Source organism: Planktotalea sp. (assembly GCF_039984035.1).
GTDB lineage: Bacteria > Pseudomonadota > Alphaproteobacteria > Rhodobacterales > Rhodobacteraceae > Planktotalea.
In genome coordinates, this window is the sequence record NZ_JBDWVM010000195.1 from 1 (window position 1) to 4062 (window position 4062).

Annotated in this window: 4 protein-coding genes; 3 read left to right on the plus strand and 1 reads right to left on the minus strand. The window is 49.0% G+C overall.

What is annotated here, in order from left to right:
• Positions 1 to 925: FAD binding domain-containing protein (locus ABJQ89_RS08965; protein ID WP_348495909.1), on the plus strand; the 925-nt coding region annotated here is incomplete at its 5' end.
• Between the two features lie 207 nt (positions 926 to 1132).
• Here the strand turns inward: ABJQ89_RS08965 and ABJQ89_RS08970 are convergent.
• Positions 1133 to 1849, minus strand: coding sequence for a sulfotransferase family 2 domain-containing protein (locus ABJQ89_RS08970; protein ID WP_348495910.1), 717 nt, complete (start codon positions 1847 to 1849; stop codon positions 1133 to 1135).
• A 195-nt stretch (positions 1850 to 2044) separates the two neighbouring features.
• On the opposite strand from ABJQ89_RS08970, the gene galE reads away from it, so the two are divergent.
• Together galE and ABJQ89_RS08980 are read left to right on the plus strand one after the other, a co-directional pair.
• Positions 2045 to 3064 carry a UDP-glucose 4-epimerase GalE gene (gene galE, locus ABJQ89_RS08975; RefSeq protein ID WP_348495912.1) on the plus strand — a complete coding sequence of 340 codons (1020 nt, stop codon included), beginning with the start codon at positions 2045 to 2047 and terminating at the stop codon, positions 3062 to 3064.
• On the plus strand, positions 3051 to 4062 hold a 1012-nt coding region (locus tag ABJQ89_RS08980), incomplete at its 3' end, for a hypothetical protein (RefSeq protein ID WP_348495911.1). The genes galE and ABJQ89_RS08980, both read left to right, overlap by 14 nt.

The window sequence follows — 4062 nt, forward strand, 5'->3', positions numbered from 1 at the left end:
AGTTTTGAAGAAAACCGCTGACATCAAAGACGCAATTGGTGAAATCCGTGCTGGCGGCACTGATTTGCACGACCGATATCGCCTCGGTGTATCTGAAGGGCCAATCATCGATATACACAAGTTGGATTTTGGCGGGATTGAAGAGTTAAAGGACGGCTCACTGAAAATAGGCTCGAATGTCACGATTGATGAGGTCGGGCAGAGCCCTGTGGTTCAAACCGGCTATGGTGCCTTGGCAAAAGCTGCGAATGGGTTGGCGACACCGCAAATCCGTTGGGCCGCTAGCTTTGGCGGAAGCCTTTTGCAAAAGACCCGCTGCGCCTATTTCAGGCACCCCGATCTGCCTTGCACGAAAAAGGGCGATGCGGTTTGCGGCGCACGCGATGGGATTCACACAAACGGAGTCGTTTTCGATAATGGAGGTTGCGTGCATCCGCACCCGTCAACGCTGGCAACGGCACTTCTTGCCTATGATGCAACCATTGTCACAACCGAGCGGGAAATGTCCGTGGCGGACCTATATGGCAATGGATCCGTCTATGATCGTGATCACCTGTTGAAAGCCAATGAAATCCTAACCCATGTCATCCTGCCTCCCGCAGTAGACGGAGAAACGACAGCCTATTTCCGGTCGATCAGCCGGTTCGAAGCGGAATGGCCCATTGTCGAATGCTCAATCCGCCTTGTCATCGAAAATGATCGCATTATCGCTGCTGGCGTTGGTGTTGGCGGTGTCGCCAACGTTCCTCTTCGCCTCAAGGCAGTTGAGGCTGGACTGGTTAATCAAGTGGCCACCTCAGAGACATTACAAAAAGTGGCGCATAAGATCTCAAAAGGCGCATTGCCGCTCCCGCAATCTGCCTGGAAGGTAAACGTGATGGAAGCCACAATTTTGCACACGCTTGAGATGGCTTTGACCGAGTAGGTGCGGATCAAGGCGATCAGTCCTCTGATCAGAGTTGAACTTGGATGAAGAGCCAAAAGGTTGTGGATAGAAAAACGACTTTTTGGATGTCTCTCAGGCGAGGAAACGTTGTTTAGTTCTCTCTAAACCCGACTGTGCCGCAAGACTGTGACACTGCATCACAAACACCGCTAATCTGGCCAAATCACAAACCGACAAAACTAGGCTCTAGGAACGTTTCTTAAGTCCTCGTTGCTCTAGTATTCCATCAAAAAGAATGTAGTCGTTTTTCAATACATTCTTTAGCTTCGGTGCATACTTATCATAGGCTTGAAGCATTACGTCTTTGTTCCTGTTTTCGTTTTCACGCTTCTCGCTTTCAACTGATCTTCTAACGGAATTTGCAATAAACAGAAGGTCGTCCGTGAAATTCTCGGTCACACCGACAAAGTCGAAGTCCCGAAAGACTTGTTGCAATATCTTTTGCGCGGAATCCGACTCTTCTAAACATAAGAAACTGCACATCTTATTCATTTCGCCTGGATTGCTCATGTAGTGATCGAACGTTGGGTACATAGCATTGAAGGCCTCTGCATCGTCATGCTTTGCGGAAATGCTGTAGTAATAGTCCGACAACGTGCGCCAAATTGGATCACGCAAAAAAGTGATCAAAGAGACGCGACCGCGCTGGGGCGCAATAATGTCCGCTACATCACGATACCTAAAGTGTCCCGAGATCATCCTGTCACTTTGATCAAAAATTTTGGGGAACTCCGCAGCAAACCGTTGCGTTAGCCCTTCGAAATGGTCGACCCCATTCCCCGGCTCAACACCGAGCACATACCGTTCTGGTAATTCAGCTGAGGCAAAGCTGGCAGCTAAGTTAGCGCGAAGTGCGGAACCCGCGGATTTTGGAATATGAAAATTTACAAGATGGCGTTTCATAAATACCTTTCCAAAAGACTATCCGAAGCCCAACAGCATACCCAAGTTGGAGCGATCGTGAACGCAACCGTGTTCTTAAACCCATTGACATATATCAACAAATTAGCTTGCTTGTCGTCGGGGTATTTATCGATTTTTTGCATTTTTTCAATCAACATTTATGCGCGATCTTATCGCATAGGACTTTTCAGTATCATGAGACAAAAGATTTTGGTCTTGGGCGGCGCCGGATACATCGGTAGCCACACGTGCAAAAAGTTACAGTCAATGGGGTTTGACCCAGTGACGTTCGACAACCTTTCCGAGGGTCACGCCGAATTTGTAAAGTGGGGTGAGCTCATCAAAGGCGACATTCGCTCCCGAGCAGATTTGGACAATGCCATTGCAAGAACTAAACCCGCTGCGATCATTCATTTCGCAGCTTTTGCTTATGTCGGCGAGTCTGTGACCAACCCGGGTAAGTATTATGAGAACAACACACTCGGATCCTTGAATGTCGCGCAGGCTGCTGTGGCAGCTGGGAATATACCAATCATCTTTTCGTCGACTTGCGCGACCTATGGCACGCCCGATGCCTCACTGATAGATGAGAATACACCGCAGAGGCCTATCAACCCGTATGGACATAGCAAGCGGATGGTTGAGCAGGTTCTACAAGACTTTTCGTCCGCCTATGGATTGCGCAGCATTTGTTTGCGCTATTTCAACGCATCGGGTGATGATCCTGAACTCGAAACGGGTGAAGCCCACAGGGAAGAGACCCATCTCATTCCTCGGGCTATTCTATCTGGATTGGGCAGGATTGATGATTTCGCTGTCTTTGGAACAGATTATGATACCGCAGATGGATCAGCTGTCCGCGATTACATCCATGTTTTGGACCTGGCAGATGCGCACGTAGCGGCCTGTCATCATTTGCTGAAGGGTGGGGAAACGGATGTCTTCAATCTGGGAGTCGGTAGCGGTTATTCGGTCCTTGAAATTATCAGGGCTGTGGAAGCTGAACTACAGGTTGCAGTTCCTTACCGCCTTGAACCTCGCCGCCCTGGCGATCCCGCTGCTCTTGTGGCGGACCCAAGCAAGACCCGGCGCATTCTCGGATTTGAGGCCAAGCACTCCTCACTAGAGAATATCATCAAAACGGCGACAGCTTGGCATCGAATGGATTGGCAGCCTGCACAAAGCAAAGAGACCCGACTACATGAACTTTCATAGCTCTGATTTCGCCAATACACACCGATGGTTTTTCGACCTAGAGTTTGTGCGTACGCGAAACAAGAACGCGGAAAATCTGTCAGACGATGCCATTATCGAGTCGATTTTGGACCCCGGCAATCAAGACCCTTATGCTCCCAATGTTCTTTTTGATGCCGAACATTGCAGCACTGCTCTAGGTGTCACGCGAAATCTGGAGAACGTTGTTTTGCGTTATCTGCAAGAGGGTATGAGACGTGGTGTTTCTCCCAACCCATTGTTCGATCCAAGCTTCTATTTATCGCAATGTACCCATCTTCTGCAAAATCCAAGCGCTGCAATTGAGGACTGCCTTAATCGGGTGCGCCGAAATGAACGGCTACCATGTTTCCATCCGTTCTTTGATGAAGATTTCATCTGTAAAGACTGCGATTTCGGCGCGCCTGCTGCGTTCTATTCAGCACTATTTGGGGGTGATATTTATGAAGTCCGCTCGCATGCCTTAGTTGATTTTGACCATCTTGGGCATCAATTGAATCGCACCTTCGAAAGCTATCGCGAAGCTCTTGCAGCTTATTGGGATGCTGAGCACGACGTATCGACCCACGTTCTTTTCGATTTGGATTTCTATCGAGCGCAACTTGGTAAGGACACTGACATTCGTCGCGGTGTTTATCACTACTTGGTGTCAAACACGCAGCATTCACCTCAACCTCTGTTTGATCCAAGTTTTTATCGCCAAGCAGCCAAAGAGACCTTTGGTCAATTGCCTGAACGCCCGTACGAACATTATGTCCAACAAGGCCAATACTGCGGGTTAGACCCATCCCCATTCTTTGATACGCAGCACTATTCTTCGCAAACAAATTGTGAGGACGCTCCACTTGAACATTTTCTACGTGACGGACATTTAAGCGCGTCAGGACATGCGCTTTTGCGGTTTGCGCAATCGCGCTTACATGCGGCCGCTTCCAACCATTCGGATACTGCTGTCGAGGCATTATTGGCCACAGAGCCAT

Bases quoted from the DNA above. Each gene is read 5' to 3' on its own strand.
- ABJQ89_RS08970 (WP_348495910.1), bottom strand. From the start codon at position 1,849: ATGAAACGCCATCTTGTAAATTTTCATATTCCAAAATCCGCGGGTTCC.
- galE (WP_348495912.1), top strand. From the start codon at position 2,045: ATGAGACAAAAGATTTTGGTCTTGGGCGGCGCCGGATACATCGGTAGC.